At 72.0% G+C, this 21,666-nt stretch carries 21 protein-coding genes; 16 read left to right on the top strand and 5 right to left on the bottom strand.

All coding sequences use genetic code 11. The features are described from left to right. Window positions 1-42: 42 nt before the first annotated feature. The 3 genes from ABD987_RS11745 to ABD987_RS11755 all read left to right on the top strand — a co-directional run bounded on the left by ABD987_RS11745 (window position 43) and on the right by ABD987_RS11755 (window position 2,669). Window positions 43-696: a response regulator gene (locus ABD987_RS11745; RefSeq protein WP_345390549.1), complete on the top strand. Its 654-nt coding sequence runs from the start codon at window positions 43-45 to the stop codon at window positions 694-696. Beyond that, a complete protein-coding gene (locus ABD987_RS11750; protein WP_345390552.1) occupies window positions 693-1,805 on the top strand; it encodes a sensor histidine kinase in 1,113 nt (370 codons plus the stop codon). The genes ABD987_RS11745 and ABD987_RS11750 overlap by 4 nt, the downstream gene beginning before the upstream one ends. Window positions 1,806-1,955: 150 nt before the next feature. Next, complete coding sequence (locus ABD987_RS11755) at window positions 1,956-2,669, top strand: hypothetical protein (protein ID WP_345390555.1); 714 nt, start codon at window positions 1,956-1,958, stop codon at window positions 2,667-2,669. On the opposite strand, the gene ABD987_RS11760 is transcribed toward ABD987_RS11755, so the two are convergent. Next, window positions 2,663-3,661 (bottom strand): alpha/beta fold hydrolase, encoded by a 999-nt coding sequence (locus ABD987_RS11760; protein WP_378213954.1) that lies wholly within the window; start codon window positions 3,659-3,661, stop codon window positions 2,663-2,665. The two genes, ABD987_RS11755 and ABD987_RS11760, sit on opposite strands and share 7 nt — an antisense overlap. Before the next feature lie 123 nt (window positions 3,662-3,784). On the opposite strand from ABD987_RS11760, the gene ABD987_RS11765 reads away from it, so the two are divergent. After that, window positions 3,785-4,225 (top strand): NUDIX domain-containing protein, encoded by a 441-nt coding sequence (locus ABD987_RS11765; protein ID WP_345390558.1) that lies wholly within the window; start codon window positions 3,785-3,787, stop codon window positions 4,223-4,225. Here the strand turns inward: ABD987_RS11765 and ABD987_RS11770 are convergent. Next, window positions 4,199-5,101, bottom strand: coding sequence for a hypothetical protein (locus ABD987_RS11770; protein WP_345390561.1), 903 nt, complete (start codon window positions 5,099-5,101; stop codon window positions 4,199-4,201). The two genes, ABD987_RS11765 and ABD987_RS11770, sit on opposite strands and share 27 nt — an antisense overlap. Window positions 5,102-5,447: 346 nt before the next feature. Between ABD987_RS11770 and ABD987_RS11775 the strand changes: the two genes are divergently transcribed. The 4 genes from ABD987_RS11775 (at window position 5,448) to ABD987_RS11790 (ending at window position 11,333) form a co-directional block, all read left to right on the top strand. Continuing rightward, window positions 5,448-9,284, top strand: a complete 3,837-nt coding sequence (locus ABD987_RS11775) for an nSTAND1 domain-containing NTPase (protein WP_345390564.1) — start codon at window positions 5,448-5,450, stop codon at window positions 9,282-9,284. Between the two features lie 132 nt (window positions 9,285-9,416). After that, window positions 9,417-9,716: a YciI family protein gene (locus ABD987_RS11780; RefSeq protein ID WP_345390567.1), complete on the top strand. Its 300-nt coding sequence runs from the start codon at window positions 9,417-9,419 to the stop codon at window positions 9,714-9,716. Between the two features lie 196 nt (window positions 9,717-9,912). After that, entirely contained in the window at window positions 9,913-10,581 is a 669-nt protein-coding gene (locus tag ABD987_RS11785) for a dihydropteroate synthase (protein ID WP_345390570.1), read from the top strand. Next, complete coding sequence (locus ABD987_RS11790; RefSeq protein ID WP_345390572.1) at window positions 10,572-11,333, top strand: pyrimidine reductase family protein; 762 nt, start codon at window positions 10,572-10,574, stop codon at window positions 11,331-11,333. Before ABD987_RS11785 ends, ABD987_RS11790 begins: the two co-directional genes overlap by 10 nt. 17 nt (window positions 11,334-11,350) lie before the next feature. On the opposite strand, the gene ABD987_RS11795 is transcribed toward ABD987_RS11790, so the two are convergent. Beyond that, a complete protein-coding gene (locus ABD987_RS11795; protein ID WP_345390575.1) occupies window positions 11,351-12,256 on the bottom strand; it encodes a hypothetical protein in 906 nt (301 codons plus the stop codon). Window positions 12,257-12,351: 95 nt separating this feature from the next. Between ABD987_RS11795 and ABD987_RS11800 the strand changes: the two genes are divergently transcribed. Then, window positions 12,352-13,161, top strand: coding sequence for a helix-turn-helix transcriptional regulator (locus ABD987_RS11800; protein WP_345390578.1), 810 nt, complete (start codon window positions 12,352-12,354; stop codon window positions 13,159-13,161). Window positions 13,162-13,250: 89 nt separating this feature from the next. Continuing rightward, complete coding sequence (locus tag ABD987_RS11805) at window positions 13,251-14,777, top strand: AMP-binding protein (RefSeq protein WP_345390581.1); 1,527 nt, start codon at window positions 13,251-13,253, stop codon at window positions 14,775-14,777. 205 nt (window positions 14,778-14,982) lie between these two features. Here ABD987_RS11805 and ABD987_RS11810 read toward each other — a convergent pair whose 3' ends face one another. Together ABD987_RS11810 and ABD987_RS11815 are read right to left on the bottom strand one after the other, a co-directional pair. Beyond that, a complete protein-coding gene (locus ABD987_RS11810; protein ID WP_345390584.1) occupies window positions 14,983-16,146 on the bottom strand; it encodes an epoxide hydrolase family protein in 1,164 nt (387 codons plus the stop codon). Between the two features lie 40 nt (window positions 16,147-16,186). Continuing rightward, window positions 16,187-16,576 (bottom strand): cupin domain-containing protein, encoded by a 390-nt coding sequence (locus ABD987_RS11815; protein WP_345390587.1) that lies wholly within the window; start codon window positions 16,574-16,576, stop codon window positions 16,187-16,189. Window positions 16,577-16,628: 52 nt separating this feature from the next. On the opposite strand from ABD987_RS11815, the gene ABD987_RS11820 reads away from it, so the two are divergent. From ABD987_RS11820 to ABD987_RS11845, 6 genes are all read left to right on the top strand, one after another. Further along, window positions 16,629-17,612, top strand: a complete 984-nt coding sequence (locus ABD987_RS11820; protein WP_345390590.1) for a GlxA family transcriptional regulator — start codon at window positions 16,629-16,631, stop codon at window positions 17,610-17,612. Between the two features lie 14 nt (window positions 17,613-17,626). Then, on the top strand, window positions 17,627-18,064 hold the full coding sequence (locus ABD987_RS11825; protein ID WP_345390593.1) for a VOC family protein: 438 nt from the start codon (window positions 17,627-17,629) through the stop codon (window positions 18,062-18,064). Between the two features lie 9 nt (window positions 18,065-18,073). Next, a complete protein-coding gene (locus tag ABD987_RS11830; RefSeq protein ID WP_345390596.1) occupies window positions 18,074-19,312 on the top strand; it encodes a hypothetical protein in 1,239 nt (412 codons plus the stop codon). A gap of 266 nt (window positions 19,313-19,578) precedes the next feature. After that, a complete protein-coding gene (locus tag ABD987_RS11835) occupies window positions 19,579-20,418 on the top strand; it encodes an alkaline phosphatase family protein (protein WP_345390599.1) in 840 nt (279 codons plus the stop codon). A 121-nt stretch (window positions 20,419-20,539) separates the two neighbouring features. Further along, entirely contained in the window at window positions 20,540-20,899 is a 360-nt protein-coding gene (locus ABD987_RS11840) for an MmcQ/YjbR family DNA-binding protein (RefSeq protein WP_345390602.1), read from the top strand. A 17-nt stretch (window positions 20,900-20,916) separates the two neighbouring features. Continuing rightward, a complete protein-coding gene (locus tag ABD987_RS11845; protein ID WP_345390606.1) occupies window positions 20,917-21,663 on the top strand; it encodes a transglutaminase domain-containing protein in 747 nt (248 codons plus the stop codon). Window positions 21,664-21,666 lie beyond the last annotated feature (3 nt).

Consider the following 21,666-nt stretch of genomic DNA (forward strand, 5'->3'; position numbering starts at 1 on the left):
GCTATCGTCGGCACCGGGACGGACGAGAGCGGGAGCACCAGGGTGATCCGGGTTGTGGTGGTGGACGACGAGGCACTGGTCCGGTCCGGTTTCCGGCTGATCCTCAACGCCGCGGGCGATATCGAGGTGGTCGCGACCGCGACCGGGTCCGCCGCGCTCGACGAGATCGGCACGCACGCACCGGACGTCGTGCTGCTCGACATCCGCATGCCCGACGTCGACGGCCTCACCGTGCTCGGCCGGATCCGGCGCCTGCCCGAGCCCCCGGTCGTCGCGATGCTGACGACGTTCGACTCCGACGAGTACATCGCCGCCGCGCTGCGGGCGGGCGCGGCCGGATTCATCCTCAAGGACACCGAACCCGGCCAGCTCGCCCATCTGGTGCGTACGCTGGCGGGCGGTGGCGTGGTGCTCTCGCCGAAGGTCACCCGGTCGGTGGTGGACCGGTATCTCGACAGCCGCGAGGACCCGGCCGCGACCGCCAGCGTGGGCAGGCTCACCGACCGGGAGCGCGGGATCCTCGTGCTCGTCGCCGACGGGCTGTCGAACGCCGAGATCGCCTCGGCCGTGCACCTGTCGGTCGGCACGGTCAAGGACCACGTGAGCGCGATACTGACCAAGCTCAAGGTGACCAGCCGGGTGCAGGCGGCGCTGCTGGCCCAGCGGGCGGGCCTGCTGACCGGGGACGACCGGTGATCCGGCGGTGGCCGAAGGCACCCGCCCTGCCGTCGTGGGTCTTCGACCTCGCGCCGGTCGGGCTGGCGGGACTCGACACCTGGCTCAACGCCCGGCACAACACGCCGTACGAACTCGGCGCGGCGGCCGTCGCGACCCTCGCGTTGCTGCTGCGCCGGTACTTCCCGCTCACCGTGCTCGCGATCACCCTTCCCTCGCTCGTCATCTCCCAGTCGGTCGTACCCGCGCTCATCGCTCTCTATACCGTCGGATTCCGGTACCGCAACCGCTGGTTGCTGACCGGCTGCGCGGCGGCCGTCGCGCTCGGCTACGCCACCCCGTGGCCGCCGATGCTGGAGGTGTCCCACGACGACGCGCTGCTCGGGCTGATCTACGCGACGATGACGGCGGCGGCGCCGGTGTTCCTGGGCATGCTGACCCGGACCGGGCAGGAGCTGTCGGCGCGGATCGACGAGATCGAGCGGGCCCGCGAGCAGGAACGGCGGCTCATCGAGCAGACCACGTTGTCCAGGGAACGCACCCAGCTGGCCAGGGAGATGCACGACGTCGTCTCGCACCAGGTGAGCCTGATCGCGGTCAGCGCGGGCGCGCTGCAGGTCGGCGCGCCCGACGCCGGGACGAAGGAGGCCGCGTCGACCATCCGCGAGCTCAGCGTGAAGACCCTCGACGAACTGCGGCACATGGTGACCCTGCTGCGTGCCTCGGGCAGCCAGCCGACCGAGCTGACCCCGCAGCCGACGCTGGCCGAGCTGGACCGGCTCGTCACGACCAGCGGCATCCCGGTCGAGCGGGACGGCGAACTGCCCGGCGACCTCGGCGCCCCGCAGCAGCGCGCGATCTACCGCACCGTCCAGGAGGCGCTGACCAACGCGCGCAAGCACGCGCCGGGCGCGCGGGTCACCATCCACATCGGACACACCGCCGCCGAGGTCGAGGTGACCGTCGTGAATGGACGGCCGGTCCTGCCGACGCTGAGCCTGCCCAGCGCGCGGCACGGGCTCGTCGGGCTGCGGGAGCGGGCCGAGCTGCTCGGCGGGACCTTCGAAGCGGGGCCTACGCCCGGCGGCGGATACCGGGTCCGCCTGCGGTTGCCGTTGGCCGCCGACTGACCGGCGACCGGATTCCCGCCGACCGGCGGGCCCGTGCCGGACGGGCGGCGGATGGTGCGGGCCGGGACGTCCGGCGAGGCTGGGAGCACGGTCACCGGACCGTCCGGCGCGGCACCCGCCGCCCGGCCCTCCTCCATCCGGGAGTCATCGATGGGCATCGCGATCGTCCTGATCGTGCTCGTGGCCGTCGCGGTCGGCGCGATCTTCGTGTCCCGCGCCCAGGCCGCGAACCGGCAACGTCAGCTCGAAGACGCGAAGACCGACGCACGCCGCTGGGTGGAACGGCTCGGCGGGCAGGTCCTCCAGCTCGTCGGCACGAACGAACCCGCGAAGCAGGCGCTCGCGGACGCCTCGGAGCGCTACCACGCCGCGGGCGGCCAGCTCGAACAGGCGAGCACGGCCGAACAGGCCGAGCTGGCCAGGGAAACCGCGCTCGAAGGGCTGTACTACATCCGCGCCGCGCGGATCGCGATGGACCTCGACCCCGGGCCCGCGCTGCCCGGCGGCGAGGAACGCGCCAGGGCGGGCGCGGTCACCGAGCACCGCAGGGTCGAGGTCGACGGCCAGACCTACGAGGCCGCGCCGCGGCCGGGTGAGCACACCCCGCACTACTTCCCCGGCGGCGACGTCGCGGGCCGGCCGGTGCCGCAGGGCTGGTACAGCGAACCGTGGTGGAAGCCCGCGCTCGTCGGCGGCGCGTGGGGGCTCGGCGCGGCGGTCGTGGTCGGCGGGCTGTTCGCCGGGATGGCCGGGAGCGCCGGTGCCGGTGCCTGGGAGTCCGGATACGCGGCGGGGCACCACGACGGCGCCGAGCCCGAGTACGTCGGGTTCGACGCCCACGACCACGGCGACTTCGACTACTGACCGGCCACCGGGACGGCACCGGCGAACCGATCGGTGGCGGCGACCCGCGCGGCGGCGAGCTCCGCGCTCCCGCCGTGCCCGGTGTCGTCGATCAGGACCAGCTCGGCCTCGGGCCAGGCGGCGACCAGCTGCCACGGCGTCCCGCTGAGGTTGGACAGGTCCAGCCTGCCCTGGATGACCACGCCGGGGATGCCCGCGAGCCGTTCCGCGTGCCGCAGCGCCATGTCCTCCTCGAGCCAGGAGCCGTTGCCGAAGTAATGGGTCACGATGCGCGCGAACGCCAGCCGGAACCGGGGATCGGCGTACCGCGGATTCCGCGGCGACGTAGGAACTGTGTCTTGCGGGACACCCGCACCCGAGTCGGCGCCGCGGCCGGGGCTCCGCCATTGTGGGCTCACGGCGCCTCCTACCGCGGTTTCCCAGTCACACCAGTCCTTCGCGGCCTTCGCCCGGACGTCCGGATCGGGATCGAACAGCAGCCGGTGATAGGCGCCCGCGAGGTCGCCGTCACGGCTGCTTTCCGGTACCCCGGCGCGAAACCGTTCCCACGCGTCGGGGAAGAGCGGGCCGAGACCGCGGATGAGCAGGTCCGTCTCCGTCCGCCTGCCCAGCGAAACCCCGGCCAGCACGAGTTCCGAAACGCGGTCCGGATGCCGCACGGCGTAGGTGATCGCGAGCGCAGATCCCCACGACGCGCCGAAAAGCTGCCAGCGGTCGATGCCGAGCATGGCACGCAGCAGTTCCATGTCACCGATCAGGTGCCAGGTGGTGTTCGCCGCGAGATCGACGTCCGGTTCGCTCGCGTGCGGCGTGCTCCGGCCGCAGCCGCGCTGATCGAAGAGGATGACGCGATAGCGGGCGGGGTCGAAAAAGCGCCGCGAGGCGGGGGTGCACCCCGAACCCGGCCCGCCGTGCAGGACGAGCGCCGGTTTTCCCCGCGGATTGCCGCATTCCTCCCAATACACCTGATTCCCGTCACCCACGTCGAGCATTCCCCGCCAGTAGGGCTCGATTTCCGGGTACAGGATTTCCGGGTACAAAGTTCGCTTCACCCCCAGTGAAGTAACAGCGCTGTCACACTATCATCCGATGATCACATGTGCGAAGATCACCGTATGGCCCCGCAGGCGGAAAAACACCTGGCGTACACGTGGGTCCCACGTGGCGGGACCGTACTGTTCCTGCGCCGTCATCCGGAGAATTTCCTCGGCGGCAAATGGGAACTACCCGGCGGCACGGTCGAGCCGGGCGAACCGCCGGAGCGCACCGCGGTCCGCGAGACCGCCGAGGAGGCCGGGCTCACGATCACGGTGACCGGCGAGCGCAGCAGGCACACCTGGCGCGACGTCACCGGGCGGGACCTGCTCGTGCACGCGATCGTCTACCAGGGCACCGAATCCGGGCTCGCCGGAGACGTCACGCTCAGCCCCGGCGAGCACGACGAGTTCGCCTGGCTGACCCCGGAGCGGGCGGCCGCGCTCGATCTGCTCCCGCACATCCGCGAAACCCTCGCCGCGGCCCGGCCCGGCTCAGCGCGCGGCGGCTCCCCGGCGTAATCCCGCGAGGGCGACGGCACCCGTGGCCACGAGCACCGCGAGCGCGGCGGCGGAGGACACCTCCGCCACGAGGGGCGCGTCGAGCGGGGAAACCCCGGCGAACGACTCGACGCCCACCACCGCCGTCAGCACCGCGTCCGCGCCCACCGCGAGCCGGACGATCCTCAGCCGCCGCGACTCCGGCCACCGGGAGAACCGCAGCAGCCAAGCCAGTCCCGGGAGCACGAGGATCGCGTGCATGGCGACGGCGTGCAGCGGCTTCAGCGCCCCCGCCGTCGTGTAGGCCAGCTCCGGGTCGGCACCCCGCGCGAACCCGACGCCGCGTGCGATCATCACCGCGCCACTGGCCAGCGCCACCAGCAGCACGAGCAGGCCGAACCGCACCGCGAGCCGCGTGCTCTGGCTCGCCACGACCGGATCGGCGATCGCCGCGACGGTGAACCCCAGACTGGTCAGGATGAGCACCGCGCCGCCCGCCGCCAGCGTCATCGACACCGCGGTGTCGAACCCCGTCTCGAAGTTGAAGTGCGAGGGCACCCCGCGCCACGCCTGCGCGCTCACCAGCGTCACCTCGACGACACAGGCGGCGGCGAACACCCCGAGCAGCGAACGCCGCGGGGCCGGGCGCAGCCGGACGTAGGAGGTGGCCCAGGCGACCGAGACCAGGGTCAGCCCGAACGACAGGCCGAACGTGACGGCCTTGCGCAGCGAGCGGGGGCCGAGCCACGAACCGCCGGTCGCGAGCAGGACGACCGCGGTCACCAGTCCGCTGAGGAACAGCACCGCGCCGGCCACGTAGGCCACGCGCTCGATCTTCCGGCCGTCGCGCCAGATCCGGCCCAGTGCCACGCCCACGGCGGGCGTTCGGTTCGTCATGGCCCCAGTGTCGTGTGGCGGACTATCCCCGTCGTCCGCCACACGACGACACCTCGGCTACGCGAATTCGCGTACGTCCCGGTGGGCCCCAGACGACGCAGCGCCGGACACATCGGGGTTGTCCCCGGCGCTGCGCCCACCGGAAGAAGTTTCCCGCCGGAACGGGCGCGAGGGGAGTGCTCCGGCCGGACCGTGCCCGAAAACGGCTGCTCAGTGCCCCTCCGGCAGCTTTCCGGTCCGGACCCGGCCGTTCCGGCGGCGCCCCACCGGTGACTCGTCCGTTGCCAGCGGAGCACTCACGGTGATTGCATGCGGGACAAGCACACGGGTCCGGGAGGTCGAGGGGATGGACGGTGCGCGCCCGCACACGGGGCCGCGTGGCCTGTTCGCGGAGCGCTTCGCGCTCCTCTACGCCGAGGCGGGCGACCCGCCGTTGAAGCGCGTGACCGAGTCCGTCTCCCGGGCACGGCGCGCGGACGAACGCGGCCAGCCCGTCCGGGTCACGGTCCAGCGGGTCAGCGACTGGCGGCGCGGGCGCAACGTCCCCGCCCGGTTCGCGGCGCTGCACGCGGTACTGGAGGTGCTGATCGGCCAGGCGAGGAAGCGCCGGGCCGAGCCGATCACGCCCGAGCTGTACGACCTCACCGGCTGGCGGGAGCTGTGGCGGAAGGCGTCGGAGAGCCCGACCGGCGAGCAGGCGGCCGAGGACGAGGACACCGGGGTGTGCCCCTACCGCGGGCTCTCGTCGTTCCGGAGCGAGGACTCGACGTGGTTCTTCGGGCGGAGCCAGGCGACCGCCGCGCTGGTCGACGCCCTCGCCGCGGTGACCGGCACCGGCGGGATCGTGCCGCTCGTCGGTGCCTCGGGCGCCGGGAAGTCCTCGCTGATCGCCGCCGGCCTGCTGCCCGCCCTCGCCGGGACGGGCGCGGTCGTGACCATGACCCCTGGCGAGGACCCGGTCGGCGAGCTGGACCGCCGTCTCGGCGGGACCGATCGCGACGGCACCGGGACCGTCCTGGTCGTGGACCAGTTCGAGGAGGTCTTCACCCTCTGCGAAGACCCGGCGGAGCGCCGCCGGTTCGTCAAGGCCCTGCGCGCGGCCGCGGACCGGCGGACCGCGGTGCTGCTCGGCATGCGGGCCGACTTCTACGGCCACTGCCTGGAGCACCCCGACCTCGTCGAAGCGTTGCGCGACCGGCAGCTGGTCCTCGGCCCGATGACGACCGCCGAACTCCGGGAGGCCGTGGTCGGCCCGGCGAAGTCCGTCGGGCTGGGCTGGGAACCCGGCCTGGTCGAGCTGATCATGCGCGACCTCGGCGCGTCCGGCCCCGGCGAGGAGGTGCACGAGGCCGGTGTCCTCCCGCTGCTGTCCCACGCGCTGCTGGCCACCTGGCAGCGGCGCCAGGGCGGCAAGCTCACCCTCGGCGGCTATCGCGCCGCGCTCGGCATCCAGGGCGCGGTGGCCGCGACCGCGGAACGGGCCTGGGCCGAGCTCGACGCGCCGGAACGGGACGCCGCCAAGACGTTGTTGCTCAACCTGGTCCGCGTCGGCGAGGACATGCGCGACACGCGGCGCCGGTCCACCCGGCGGCGGCTGCTGGACCAGGCCGAGGACCCGGACGCCGCGGCGAAGGTGCTGGAGGTGCTGGCCACCGCGCGGCTGGTGACGCTCGACGCCCAGTCGGTCGAGATCACCCACGAGGCGCTGCTGCACGCCTGGCCCCGGCTGCGTGACTGGGTCGAACGGGACCGGGCGGGCAACCTGTTGCGCCAGCGCCTGGAGGAGGACGCGGCGGCCTGGCGGGAAACCGGGCGGGACGCGTCCGGGCTGTACCGGGGCGCCCGGCTGGAGGCCGCCGGGCAGTGGCTGAAGGCGCGCGGGCCCGGCGCCGCGTCCGCGGTGGCCCACGACTTCCTCGCCGCCTCGGCCCGCCATCGCCGCCGCACCCTGTGGACGCGGCGGGCGGGCGTCGCGCTGGTGGCGGTGTCCGCGCTGATCGCCGCGTCGGTGGCGGTGGTCGCGGTGCGGCAGCGCGACGACGCGCAGTTCCGGCAAGTGGTCTCCGAGGCCGACCGGTTGCAGTCGGTGGACCCGTCGCTGTCGGCCCAGTTCGACCTGGTGGCCCACCGGCTGCGGCCGGACGACGAGACCGTGTCGACGAGGATCCTTTCCACCCAGCAAGTGCCGCTGGCCACGCCGTTCGCGGGGCACGCCGGCCAGGTGTACTGGGCCTCGTTCAGCCCCGACGGCACCACCGTGGTCACCGCCGGCGCCGACCGGACCGTGCGGCTGTGGGACGTCCGCGAGAGCGGCCACCCCCGGCCGCTCGGCCCACCGTTGACAGGCTACGGCAGTTGGATCGCGTCGGCGAACTTCTCCCCCGACGGCCACACGCTCGTGACCGCAGGAGACGATCACACCTTCCGGCTGTTCGACGTCGCCGATCCCGCGCACCCCCGCCTGCTGGGGTCCCCCCTCGACGGTGGCGGAGGCACCATCTACACCGCGACGGTCAGCCCCGACGGGCACACCCTCGCGACCGCGAACGCCGACGCGGCGGTCCGGCTGTGGAACATCACCGACCCTGCCCGCCCGGTCCCGATCGGCGAACCGCTCCGCGGGCACACCGCGGCTGTCCGCACGGTGGCCTTCAGCCCGGACGGGCAACGGCTCGCCTCAAGCGGAAACGACCGCACCCTCCGGCTGTGGGACCTCGCCGATCCCGCCCGGCCGCACCCGATCGGCGACCCCGTCACCGCGCACGGCAGCACGGTGCACTCGGTGACGTTCAGTCCGGACGGCCGGTTGCTGGCGAGCGCAAGCCAGGACCGGACCGTCCGGCTGTGGAACGTCGCCGGCCGCGCGACGCCGGAACCGGTCGGTGCCCCGCTCGCCGGACACACCGGCGACGTCTGGCAGGTGGCCTTCGGCCCGGACGGGCACACCCTCGCCTCGGGCGGGGACAGCACTGTGCGACTGTGGAACCTGGCCGATCCCGCCGACGTCACGCCGCTCGGGAAACCACTGACAGGCGGCAACGGCTCGGTGTTTTCCGTGGCGTTCAACCCGAAAGGGCACACACTCGTCGTCGGCAGCGAAGACGGTGTCACGCGGTTGTGGTCCCTTCCCGACACGGTGCTGACCGGGCACACGACGTCCGTCACGAGCCTCTCCTTCGCCAAGGACCGGCCGCTGCTCGCCACCGCCGACCGCGACGACCGCGTCCGGCTGTGGAACGTCGCCGATCCCCGGCGGCCCGCCCCGATCGGCGACCCGTTGCCCGGTCGTGCCGGCTACGTCACCGCGGCCGCCCTCCGGCCCGACGGCCGCGTCCTGGCGGCCGGGTACGGTGACGACGCCGTCCGGCTCTGGGACACCTCCGATCCCGCGCACCCGAAACCGCTCGGCCGCCCGCTCGCGCTCGACACGAAATACGGCAGCCCGGCGTTGTTCAGCCCGGACGGGCGCACCCTCGTCACCGGCGGCGACGACCACACGCTGCAAGTATGGGACGTCACCGACCCGGCACGTCCCGTCTGGGCCGGCGGGCGCTTTCCCGGTCATCCCGCGTACGTCAACTCGGCCGCCTTCAGCCCCGACGGGCGTTTTCTCGCGACAGACAATGACGACAACACCGTGCAGCTGTGGGACTTTCGTGACCCGGCCCGGCCCACAGCACTCGGCAAGCCCATCTCCGGGCACGGCGCGCCGGTCCGGTCGATCGCGTTCGACCGAGGCGGGCAGGTGCTCGCCACCGGCAGCGACGATCAGACGGTGCGGCTCTGGACCGTCGCAGACCCGGCGAACCCGGCGCCGGTTGGCCGGCCACTCACCGGACACACCGAGGCGGTGAATTCCGTGGCTTTCGCTCCCTCGGGTGACCTGTTGGTTTCGGGGAGTTCCGACCGGACACTCCGGTTGTGGGACATCGCCGACCCCGCGCACCCGGAGCCGGCGGGCGAGGCCGTCACCGCCGGCGCGGACGCCACCTCGGTCGCGGCCTTCTCCCCGAGTGCCCGATTCCTGGTGACCGGTGGCGGCGACGCCACGGTGCGCGCGTGGAACCTCGACGTCGACGATTCCCGCCGGAGAATCTGTGCCACCACAGGCGATTTCCTCACTCCGGAAGTCTGGGCACAGCATTTGCCGCAGCTGGAGTACGAACCGCCGTGTGCCCGATGACACAAATTCGATCATCAGATGGAAAGACGTCGTAAAGACGGCACAGAGATTCTTTGTCAAAGTATTGCCAGTGGTATTAACCACTCGTAAGGACTGATGCGAGAACGACCGTACGAGTTCTACGATCGCATTATGTACATCGCATTGTTGCGCTACACAGCGCCCACCGAAGAAGTCGACTACGCATTGCCCGATCACAGCACCTGGCTGCGCAAGCAGTTCACCAAGGGGCTGTTCCTGGTCTCCGGAAAGGGCACCGGAAACGCCGACCAGGTGATCCTGACCCGCCCGGTGCTCCGGGGCAAACTGGACGCGGTCCTGGCCACGGACCCGTTCGTAGTGCAACGTCTCGCCCGCTACGACGTCATCGAGTTCTCCGCGACCCGCACCGCACAGGAACTATTAGCTCTCAACGAGGCCATCGCCTCCTGACCGACGGACGCCAGCGGCGAGGTGGCCTTCGGCAGCGACGCCCGCCACCTCCCGGCGAAGAACCGACGGGTCCGAGATCCCGCGCGCGCCCCGCGCCGCCGGTCGATCCGCCGTCCGGGAATCCAGCCCTTCGTTGAAGGCTCACCTAAGATCGTCCGGGCAGCACCCCGCCCGACGCACGCACAGGAGAGCCCGCATGAGAACCCCCGACCTCGTCCTGCGCGGCCGTCGGCTGACCGGCGACCGCGCACTGGTCATGGCGTCGGTCGAAACCGGCGGCGACGAGGCTCGGGACGCCGTCCACCTGGCCGGGAAGGACGGAGCCGACCTCGTCGAGGTCCCGGCCGGGGCACTCCCGCACTGCCACCCCGGCCCCACGTTCGCCGTCGCCACCGGCAGCGCGGAGGTGGCCGAGGCCGCCTGCCGGGCGGGCGCGCGGCTGATCCGCGACACCGGCGACGCGGACCCGGCCCTGCTGGAGATCGTCGCCCGCCATGGCGCCGGTTACGTGTGCGCCGCGCCCGGCGGCGCGGTGCCGATCGCCGAGGCGCTCGCGGAACGCGCCGAGCGCGCCGCCGCGGCGGGCGTCCCCCGCCAGGGCATCCTCGTCGACCCCGGCGCCGAGCGTCCCGGCCTGCTCGCGGCGGTGCTGCGGCAGCTGGACGCGGTGGCCGCGACCGGCTGGCCCGTGCTGCTGACCGCGCCGGGCGAGACGGCCGAAGCGCTGACCGCGACCGCGCTCGCCGCGCGGCACGGCGTCGCGGTGTTCCGGACGACGCGGGTCCGGCAGACCCGGCACGCCGCCGAGATGGTCGCGAGTGTCCTGGGCACCCGGCCCCCGGCCAAGGCGGTGCGATGGGAGTAAACGAAGAGGTGACGTTGCGGCGGATCTGGCCTGGCGACGGCGGCCCGGTCGGCGACGCCGAACTGGAACGGCTCTACGCCTATCCCGACGGTCCGAAGTGGCTCGCGGTCAACTTCGTTTCCAGCGCCGACGGCGCGGCGACGATCGACGGCCGCTCCGGCGGGCTCGGCACGGCCGCCGACCGGGCCGTCTTCCGGCTGGGCAGCGATCTCGCCGATCTCGTGCTGGTCGGCGCGGGCACCGCGGTCGTCGAGGGCTACGACGGGGCGCACCCGGACGAGGAGACCGCACGACGCCGCCGCGAGCACGGCCTGGCGCCGATCACGCCGGTCGCCGTGGTGACCACGGGCCGCGCGCTGGCCCCCGACGCGCCGGTGCTCACCAAGGCACTGGTGCCGACGATCGTCGTCACCAGCGAGCAGGCCCCGCCCGCGCTGCGGGAAGCGTGGGCCGCCGCGGGCGCGCGGGTCCTCGTGGCGGGCACCACCGCGGTCGATCTGCGGCAGGCCGTCGGCACGCTCACCGAATGGGGATACCGGCGGATCGACTGCGAAGGCGGTCCGCGGCTGTTCGGCTCGCTGCTCGACGCCGGGCTGGTCGACGAGCTGCGGCTGACCGTGTCCCCGCTGCTGGTGGCGGGCGCGTCGGGCCGGATCGCGGCGAGCGCGGGCATCGACCACACCGACCTCGCGCTGGCGAGCGTGCTGACCGACGGGTCGACGCTGCTGCTGCGTTACCTCGTCAAGCCGTAGACGTCCTCAGTGGACGGTCAGTTTTCCGCCGCTTCCTTGGCTTTTCGCGCCGCTTCCTCAGCTCCGTCGAACGCGGCGCGGGCGGCGTCGAGGTCGTCGCCCGCCTGTGCGGCGCGGGTCTCGGCGTCCGCGAGCCGGGTACGCAGTTCCTCGGCCCGCGTGCTCGCCTGCTCCGCGACGCGTTCCGCGCGCACCAGCTCGCGCCGGGCCTGATCCCGTTCCCTGGCCAGGGTCTGCGCCACGCGCCGCAGCCGGTCCCGTTCCTCCCGTTCCCGTTTCGCGCGCTCGGCCGCTTCGCGCCGTTCCCGCTCGGCCTTCTCCTGTTCGCGCCTGCGGCGGGCGGGTTCGAGCGAGGTCACCTTCTTCGCCGGTTTCGGTCCGGTCTTCGCGGGCTCCTTCGGCGGCTTTTTGGCTTCCTTCTCGGGTTTTCGCTTGGTTTTGATGTTCGCGGGCGCCGCCGCGAAGGTCAGCCACTGCTCGCCGCCGGACTGCGTGACCATCGACGTCAGCCTGCCCGCGAGGGCGAGCCCGGCGGTCTCCGGATCGGCGGCGACGGCCTCCAGCGTCGCCTCGACCTCCCTGGCCACCGGTTCGCTCAGCCGGGGGACCTCGGCACGCATGACCTGCCGGATCAGCTCGTGCCTGCGCTGGGTGAGCGCCCGCAGCTCCGCGCCGGCCAGCTTCGCGTGCGCGTCCCGCAGGGCCGGGCCCAGCTCGGCGAGCTCGGCCAGCGCCGTCGAACCCGCCCTGGCCAGCCGGTTCACCACCGACGCGGCGAGGGTCGGCTTGCGCAGCGCGCGGATCCGTTCCGCGAGCGCGGCGTCCCCGGCCGCCTTGGCCTCGCGCGCCGCCGCGTTCCGCGCGGTGACGAACCCGGCGGGCTCCCCCGCGTACAGCGCGTCGGCGACCGTCTCGAAGTCCACCCTGGTCAGCGAACCACACCGGGCCCGCGGGCGCGAGAAGATCCGCCGCCATGGCGTACCGTGGACGGGCGTCACCGGAGGTGAGGACCGCGCGTATGACGACTTCGCACAGCCAGTTCACCCTCGGGGACGCGCTGGCCAAGACCCTCCCGGTGCTCCAGCGGGTGACCGGGCTGGCGGTGACCTTCGGCGGTCCGGTCGACGGCGACGCGCTGGTGATCGAGCGGCTCCGCGGCACACAGACCCGCTCGCTGGAGAACCTGCGGGTCGCCGCGGGCGCGGGTCTCGGCGGCAAGGCGCTGGCCCTGTCCCGGATCTCGACGGTGACCGACTACCTGAGCGCGAAGGGCATCACGCACTCCTACGACCGCGCGGTCGCGCCCGAGCGGATCGGCACGATGCTCGCGGTGCCCGTCCGCACCGGGGCGGCCACCCGCGCGGTGCTCTACGCCGGGACCCGCGCGCAGGTCCCGATCGGCGACCGGGTGCTGCGGGCCGCGCTGGAGGTCGCCGCGCGGCTCGAACGCGACATCCTGGTCGAGGAGGAGGTCCGGCGGCGGGTGGCGGCGGTGCCGGCCGCGCTGCCCGCCGGGGACCTGCGCGACCTGCGGGCCGAACTGGTCTCGATCGCCGCCGCGATCACCGACGAGGACGCGCGCACCGCGCTGCTCGCGGTCTGCGACCGGCTGGAGCCGCCCGCCCCGGCGGCCGGGCTGCTGTCCCCTCGCGAAACCGAGGTACTCGCCCAGGTCGGGCTCGGCTGCACGAACGACGAGATCTCGGCGAATCTCGGCCTGTTGCCCAACACGGTGAAGTCCTACCTGAAGCACGCGATGCGCAAACTCGACGTCAGCAACCGGATCCAGGCGGTCAACAAAGCCCGCTCGCTGGGCCTGCTGGGCTGAGCACCCCACTTGTGGGGTGGTGTGATCACCGGTCGCGGGTCATCATCGGCCGTGAGCGGCGTCGCTTGTGGAGGATGGAGGATCGGCACGTGTTCTTCGATTTGGGTATCCGCGACTTCCTGGACCGCGCCGAGCTGGTGTACCCGGACCGGGTGGCGGTGGTCGACGAACCCGACCAGCCCGCGGCCTCGTGGGGCTCGCTGACCTACGCCGACGTGGCCCGGCTGGCCAGGGCGCAGGCGGCCAACCTCGACGCGCTCGGGGTACCCGTCGGCGGGCGGGTCGCGATCGTGTCGCACAACGCCGCCCGGCTGCTCGTCTCGTTCTTCGGCGTCTCGGCGTGGGGCCGGATCCTGGTCCCGGTCAACTTCCGGCTCGCCGCCGCCGAGGTCAAGTACATCGTGGAGCACTCCGGCGCCGAGGTGCTGCTGATCGACCCGGAACTGCGGCACCTGCTCGACAACGTGACCGCCAAGCACGTCTTCGTCCTCGGCGAGGACGACGACAAGGTCTTCGGCGGCGACGGCACGCCCCGGGACTGGGCGGGCGACGAGTCCGCCACCGCCACGATCAACTACACCTCCGGCACCACCGCGCGGCCCAAGGGCGTCCAGCTGACCCACCGCAACATCTGGCTCAACGCCGTCCTGTTCGGCCTGCACACCACGTTGTCCGACAACGACGTCCTGCTGCACACGCTGCCGATGTTCCACTGCAACGGCTGGGGCATGCCGTACGCGGTGACCGGGCTCGGCGGCAAGCACGTCGTGCTCCGCAAGATCGACGGCGCCGAGATCCTGCGCCGCATCGACGAGCACGGCGTGACGATCCTGTGCGCGGCGCCCGCGGTGGTCACCGCCGCGCTCGACGCCGCGTCCACCTGGGACGGTGAGATCCCCGGCCGGGACCGCGTCCGCATCGTCGTCGCGGGCGCGCCCCCGCCGACCCGCACCATCGAACGCGTCCGCGCCGAGCTGGGCTGGGAGTTCATCCAGCTCTACGGGCTCACCGAAACCTCGCCGCTGCTGACCTTCAACCGCATGCGGCACGAGTGGGCCGATCTCGACCCGCACGAGCAGGCCCGCCGCCTCGGCCGCGCGGGTACCCCCGGCCTCGGCGTCCGGATCGCCATCGACGCCGACGGCGAGGTGCTCGCCCAGTCGAACACGAACCTCGAGGGCTACTGGGAAAACCCCGAGGAGACCGCGCGGGTCCAGGCGGGCGGCTGGTTCCACACCGGCGACGGCGGCACCTTCACCGACGGGTACCTGACCATCGCCGACCGCAAGAAGGACGTCATCATCAGCGGCGGCGAGAACGTGTCGTCGATCGAGGTCGAGGACGCGCTCAACTCGCACCCGGCGATCCGCGAGGTCGCGGTGATCGGCATCCCGGACCAGAAGTGGGGCGAGCTGGTGACCGCGCTCGTGGTCACCGACGGTTCGGACGTTACCGCCGAAGAACTCATCACCCACTGCCGCGAACATCTCGCCGGATACAAGTGCCCGAAGCGGGTCGAATTCCTCGACGCGCTCCCGCGCACCGCGACCGGCAAGATCCAGAAGTTCAAGCTGCGCGAGCCGTTCTGGAAGGACCAGGACCGGCAGGTGAACTAGCGCGGACGTGCCGTCAAGGCCACCTTGAGGGACTCGGGCGCTCGAAGCCAGCGGGACAGGCCAGCAAGTCCGGTGGTCATGCGCCCCAATGTGGCGTTCGGTGCGTCCAACGCACCGAACGCCACATTCGCTGCGTCCAACGCACCCAATGCCACATTGGGGCGCTCGACCACGCGGGAAGGGACCGAGGGCCGGGCTTCGGGAACTAACGCACCAGCCGGAAGAACGCGCGGAGCTCGTCGACGAAGAGTTCCGGTTGCTCGAACGCGGCGAAGTGCCCGCCGCGTTCGAGCTCGTTCCAGTGCCGGATGTCGGTGAAGCGCTTCGCCGCCCAGCGCCGCGACGGCCGGGTGATCTCCTTCGGGAAGATCGAGCAGCCGGTCGGCACGTCGATCGTGTCCTCTGTGGACTCACTGGCCCACGCCCGCATGGCCTTGAGGCTTTCCCAGTACAGCCTCGCCGAGGACGCGCCGGTACCGGGCACCCAGTACAGCATGATGTTGTCGAGCAGCTCGTCCCTGGTGAACACGTTCTCCGGGTCGCCGTCGCAGTCGGTCCACGCGCGGAACTTCTCCAGTATCCACGCGCACTGCCCGGCCGGGGAGTCGACCAGCCCGTAGCCCAGCGTCTGCGGCCGGGTCGACTGCTGGCCGGAGTAGCCGCTCTCCCATTCGCCGAACTCCCGCGTGGCGGCCAGCGACGCGCGTTCGGCGTCGGTCAGCTCGCCGAAGGTGTCCTTGTCCGGTACCACCATTGGCATATTGAGGTGGATTCCCGCCAGCGAGCCCGGGTTTCGCAGCGCCATCATCGTGGTGACCGCGCTGCCCCAGTCCCCGCCCTGCGCGCCGTAACGGCGGTAGCCGAGCCGGTCCATCAGCTCCGCCCACGCCGACGCGGTCCGCTCGACCGACCACCCCGGCCGCTTCGGTTTGTCGCTGAAACCGTAGCCGGGCAGGGAAGGACAGACGAGGTGGAACGCGTCGGCGGCGTCCCCGCCGTACGCCGTCGGGTCGGTCAGCGGCCCGATCACCTTGGTGAACTCGACGATCGACCCCGGCCAGCCGTGCGTGATCACCAGCGGGAGCGCGTCCGGGTGCGGGGAGCGCACGTGCAGGAAGTGGATGCCCAGCCCGTCGATTTCCGTACGGTACTGGGGAAATCCGTTCAACCGCGCCTCGGACGCGCGCCAGTCGTAGCCGTCGGCCCAGTACTCGCAGAACCGCCGCACGTAGCCGAGCGGGATGCCCTGGCTCCAGTCCGCCACCGTTTCCGGCTCCGGCCATCGGGTCCGGCGCAGCCGATCGGCCAGATCCGCCAGCTCTTCGTCGGGAACGTCGATCCGGAACGGGGTGATCTCCGGTGAGCTCATGCCTTCCACACTTAGCGCGTACCCCGCGCCACGGCAAGTGTCAGAGCGGGTGCCCGGTGGTGACGTCGACGTGTCCGGGGACCTCGTCGTGCTCGTCCCCGACCGAAAGCGTGCCGGACGGCTCGACCACCATGATCGACGCGCCCTCCTTCGACGAAGGCTTGTGGAAGACACCGCGCGGCACGACGAACAGCGAGCCCTTGGGCAGCGTGACGACCCGCTCGCCGTCCTCCTCGCGCACCGCGATGTCCAGTTCGCCGTCGAGCACCAGGAAGAACTCGTCGGTGTCGCGGTGGACGTGCCACACGTGCTCGCCGGCGACCTTGGCGATCCGGACGTCGTAGTCGTTGATGTTCGCGACGATGCGCGGGCTCCAGATGGCGTCGAAACCGGCCAGCGCGGTGCTGAGATCGAGAGGCTGCTTACTCATGAAGGTCATCCTGACCTTGGCGGAACGAAGGCACGAGTGCTAGGAATCGCATATGTCGCATGATTCCTCGCACGCGGTCGCGGTCCTCGTCGACGAGGGTTCCAACCCGTTCGAACTCGGCGTCGCGACCGAACTGTTCGGCCTGCGCCGTCCCGAACTCGACCGGCCCTGGTACGCATTCACGCTCTGCTCCGCCACGCCGTCGGTGCGCATGCACCTGGGCATGTTCACGCTTTCCGGCGTCGCCGGGCTCGACGCCGCCGAGGCCGCGGACACCCTGATCGTGCCCAACCGGCCCGATCCGCGGGTGTCCGCGAGCCCGGCGGTGCTGGCGGCGATCCGCCGGGCGGCCGCCCGCGGCGCCCGGCTGATGAGCTTCTGCACCGGCGCGTTCACCCTCGCCGAGGCGGGCGTGCTCGACGGCCGCCGCGCGACGACACACTGGCGCTGGGCCGACGAGTTCGCCGCGCGGTATCCCTTGGTGCGACTCGAACCCGACGTGCTGTTCGTCGACGACGGCGGTCTGCTGACCGCCGCGGGCAGTGCCGCCGCGCTGGACCTCGCCCTGCACGTGATCGGCCTCGACCACGGCGCCGAGGTGGTGAACGCGGTGAGCAGGCGGCTGGTGTTCACCGGCCACCGCTCCGGCGGGCAGCGGCAGTTCGTCGAACGCCCGGTCCCCGACGTCCCGGACGCCTCGCTGGCTCCGACACTGGCCTGGGCGCGGGAACGCCTGCACGAACCGCTCACCGTCGCGGACCTCGCGGCCAGCGCCATGACCAGCCAGGCGACCCTGCACCGCCGGTTCCGCGCCGAGCTCGGCACCACCCCGCTGGCCTGGCTGACGGCCGAGCGGATCACCCTCGCCCGCCGGCTCATCGAACGCGGCGAACTCCGGCTCGACGCGGTCGCCGGCGCGAGCGGTCTCGGCACCGCCGCGAACCTGCGCGCCCAGCTGCGCCGGCACACCGGGCTGACACCGACCGCTTACCGAAAGCGTTTCGGCCTGGCGTCCTCGGCCGTAGCCGGAGCGTGAGGATTGCTGCCACCATGGGGCGCATGGACGCTCCTTTGCTGCGTCAAGTGGTCCTCGACTGCACCGACGCCCGGGAACTGGCGGAGTTCTACCGGCGGCTGCTGAACCTGACCTACCGGCCGGGAGACGAGCCACCGCCCGAGGGCGAACCGGACGCCCAAGGTCAGGACTGGCTGGTGCTGCGCAATCCCTCCGGGCCGCAGGTGGCCTTCCAGCAGGTCGACGAGCTGCCTCGGCCGACGTGGCCGGACGGGCGGCATCCGCAGATGCTCCATCTCGACCTGACCGTGCCGACGGCCGGGGAGTTGCTCGCACAGCACGAGCGGGCGCTGTCGCTGGGCGCCGAGCTGTTGCACGACAACTTCGAGGATCCCGACGAGCCGTTACGGGTCTACGCCGATCCGGCCGGGCATCCGTTCTGCATCTTCGTGGCACCACCACCGGCGAACTGAGACGTCGCTGTGGAGCAGCCGCACTGGATCGGCGACGAGGACGACCGGGACGCGGCCCCGCCGCCCGTGACCTACCCCGAAGCGGTGCAGATCCTCCAGGACCTGGTCCGCGCGCGCCGGGACGTGCGCCTCGACTGGTACGGCGGCCGGGGTCCCCGCGGCGACGCCCGCCTCGTCTTCCTTGCCACCGCGGGAATCCCCGAGCACCGCGTCCGGTTCGGGTCGCCCCGGCAGCTGCCCGCGCTCACCAGGGTCCTCGGCTCGGCGCGTCCCCTGCCCGCCCACCAGGGCCTGTGGCACGCGCGCGAACGCACCATCACGGCCCGGATCGTCGGGGACTACGACGAGCTGGTGGTGGCGCTCGCGCGGATCATGATGCCGAAGGCCCCCGCCCCCGACAGCCCGCCGGGCCGGGACGTGCGCGGCAGGCTCGCGAGCAGCGGCGCCTTCCTGACCAGTGAGACCGCGGCGGGCCCGAAACCGGGACGGCGGACGATGCGGCTCGTGCCGGCCGGCGACGAGCTGACGACGCTGTATCCCCGGCGCTTCCGCACGGCGCCGGCGCTCGCGCTGGCACTGACCGGGTTCACCGCCACCGACGCCGCGGCCGCCCAGGAGACCCTGGTGGGCTACGGTTCGAGCTATCTGCACGAAGTGGTGCGGGCGTCCGGGGTTTCGCTACGGCTGTGGGAGGCCGGCCACCCGGCGGACCGGGGTTTCCCTGGCAGCGGCGCGGGAAAGATCGCGTTCCCCCGGGAACGGTACGACGCCACCGCGGTCGCCCTCTACGCGGACGCCGGTTCGTCCTGCCGGGATCCCCTGGAGAAGTACCTCAAGTACTACCGGATACTCGAGTGCTACCTTCCCGGCACCGGCGGCGCGCGCCCACTGTCCGAAGTGGACCAGTTGCGGGCACTGGCCGAACTCGTGGTCACCCCGGCGCGGCTGGCGGGATTCCTGCGCGGGGGCGGCCTGCTCGCGAGCCTGTCCGACGGCTCGCTCGTCCGGGACGTCCCGGTGCTGCGCGCGGACCACGGCGCACAACCGGTGCCAGGGCTGGACTACCGGCCCGGCATGGCGAAGCGGGTGCACCGTATCCGCGGCCGGATCGTCCCGGCCGGGAAGGGCGGCCGGGCCGGGGCCATCCGGCCCGGCGGCGGCGAGGAGCGTGGCCTCGGCGCGGATCTGGCGCTCATCCGGTTCTTCGCCGAAAGCGCCATCGGCCACTGGGCCACCCCACTGCGCTGAGCCACCCGGAGCGGAGCACGCTTGATCGCGATATTCGCCCGGATGACTCTTGCGGAGCGACGAATTAACTCTTACCAGAGACAACGGAACATCAATTGCTATCCCGTTCGCCCCGGAATGTCGGAAAACGGTTTTCGCGTTTGCTTTGTTCATCTCGCACACATCTCGTGTCCGCGAAATATTGGGGACGGCGCCGCCGGCGGTTCCCAGGATGACCCGGCCCCGGCAGTGCGGCCGGGGCCGGTCATCCACCTTCAGGAGGATTCGTGTTACGGAAGCGCGTCGCGGCCGCGATCATCGCGGCTACCGCCCTCGTCGGCCTGACGACGGCCGCCTCGTCCACCGCGCAGGCGGCGAGTGTGCCGGTGTTCGATCACATCGTGCTGGTGATGTTCGAGAACCACTCCTATTCACAGATCAACGGCAGCTCCCGTGCCCCTTATTTCAACAGCCTGGCCGGCCAGGGCGCGAAATTCACCCAGTCCTTCGCGATCACTCATCCGAGCGAACCCAACTATCTGGCGATCTTTTCCGGGTCGACGCAGGGCGTGACCAACGACAACTGCCCGCTGACCTTCAGCGGCAACAACATCGCCAACCAGCTGCTCACCGCGGGCAGGACCTACAAGAGCTATTCCGAGGCCATGCCCTCGGACGGCTACACCGGCTGTTCCAGCGGCACCTACCGCCGCAAACACAACGCCGCCCCGGACTTCCCGAACGTCCCGGCGAGCAGCAACGTGCGCTACAGCACCTTCCCCTCGTCAGCCAACTACGCCTCGCTGCCGACGGTCTCCTACGTGGCGCCGGACATGTGCCACGACATGCACGACTGCTCGATCAGCACGGGTGACACCTGGCTGAAGAACAACATGGACGCGTACGCGCAGTGGGCCAAGACGCACAACAGCCTGCTCGTCGTGACCTTCGACGAGGACGACAGTTCCTCCTCGAACCACATCTTCACCACGTTCGTGGGTGCGCACACCCAGGTGGGCTCCTTCGCCAACCAGGTCAACCACTACAACGTCCTGAGCACCATCGAAAGCGCTTACGGGCTGACCCAGCTGAACTCGGCCGCCCCGATCACCACCGTGTGGAACTGACCGGTCAGGACTGATCGGCGACGAAAACCGGCATCCGCTCGCGGGCACGGCGCCCCCGTGCCCGCGAGCGGGCTCCCCGTTATCCTGGTCCCGACGGCATCACCGCTACCGGGAAGACCCCATGCGACCACCGGCCGACGATCCGCTGCGGCGGCTACGCGCGCTGTGCCTGGCGCTGCCCGAGGTGACCGAGCGGCTCAACCACGGCGAGCCGGCGTGGGCGGTCCGCGGAAAGCCGCTGGTCACCTTCTCCGAGCGCAAACCGGCCGGCCGGACGGGCTTCTGGTGCCCGGCGCCACCGGGCGAGACGGAGGCACTGGTCGCCGGGGACCCCGAACGGTTCTTCCGCCCGCCGTTCGGTGGCCGGGACTGGCTGGGTGTCTACCTGGACGTGCCGGTGGACTGGACGGAGGTACGGGAGCTCATCGTCGAGGCGTACCGCATGATCGCCCCGCGAAAACTGGTGGCCCGGCTCGACTGACCCGGCATACTGGTGTGGTGGCAACCGCGCTCGTGACCCCCTGGTGGTATCGCCGCCGAGCGGCGGACTCCGACGAGCCGGTTACCGGCGGCACCGCCCCGACCCCGATCCTCGACTGGGCGCATCCGCTGATCCGGTCGCTCACAGCGCGGACGGCGTCCGCCGGCGGCGACCGGCTCGCCGGGCTGCGCCACGCTCACGCGCTCATCGCGCGGTCCGTCCGGCCGGTGTACGCGGTGAACGACCGGCAGCCGATCTCCCGCACCCTGCGCCGCGGCCGGGGTTCGTGCAGTCAGCGCATGGCGCTGCTCGAAGGTGTCGCGCGCGGCGCCGGGGTCCCCACCCGGGTACGCGGCCTCGTCGTGGACGGGCGGTTCTGGTATCCGCGGTTCCCGCACCTGAAACCCCTTGTCCCGTCCCGGGTTCTGCTGGCCTGGCCGGAGTTCCGGATCGCGTCGGAGTGGCTCTCGGTGAGCGGCCTCTTCGGCGCGTCGGGCACCGGCTTCACCAACACCGGCGCCGAGACGCTGTTCGACGCGGTGGCACGGACCACGGTGGACTGGGACGGGCACAGCTGCGCGGCCGGGGATCCGTCCGCCTGCGACCTGTCCGCGCACGTGCTGACCGATCTGGGCCGGTTCGACTCGCGTGACCTGCTGTTCGCACGCCACGGACAGACGCTCTGCGGGCCGCTCACCGCGCTGGCGGATCCCCTGCTGAGCCGCTGGGCTCCGCCGGTGACTCGTCGAGACCGCCCGGAGTAGCGC

Source organism: Amycolatopsis samaneae (genome assembly GCF_039541975.1).
Classification (GTDB): domain Bacteria; phylum Actinomycetota; class Actinomycetes; order Mycobacteriales; family Pseudonocardiaceae; genus Amycolatopsis; species Amycolatopsis samaneae.